The organism is Seonamhaeicola marinus, assembly GCF_008085455.1.
This window is the reverse complement of record NZ_VSDQ01000608.1, coordinates 1-458: the sequence shown is the minus strand read 5'-3', so window position 1 is coordinate 458 and position 458 is coordinate 1. Positions and strand designations below refer to the sequence as shown.

The following is a 458-nucleotide window of genomic DNA, read 5'->3' as shown; positions in this document are numbered from 1 at the left end:
CTAATACGCTCTTTAAAACGGTAGGTTTTTTCCATTTCTTTTTCATCCATATCACTACCCATGGTGTGTTGTTTCCACCAACCTAAAGAGTGCGGTGTATGTACATGTGATATACCCAATTCTTCAGCTATTTTTTGTCCTGCCCAACCTGCATCCCAGTAATGTGAATATACTATATCATACTTTTTACGTTCCTTTTTTATAGCTGCTAAAGTGTTAGTTACAAACTTTTTTAAATGGTCGTGCATGTCTTCTTTCCTAATGAATTCTTTACCTCCAAAAGGAATGCGCCAAACACTAAAATTTTCATCTACATGATCATATTCAGGTTGGTCTTCAAACTGGCGTGTAACTAAATCTACGTTTCTTCCTAGTCGGCTAAATCTATCAGCTAATTCAAGTACATAAACTACTTGTCCGCCAGTATCTGGTTTTCCTAGTTCTGGTGTTGCCGATAC

At 37.1% G+C, this 458-nt stretch carries 1 protein-coding gene; it reads right to left on the bottom strand.

Annotation, left to right across the window (positions count from 1 at the left end; translation table 11 throughout):
- On the bottom strand, positions 1–458 hold a 458-nt coding region (locus FUA24_RS10785; RefSeq protein ID WP_148542198.1), incomplete at both ends, for a glycosyltransferase.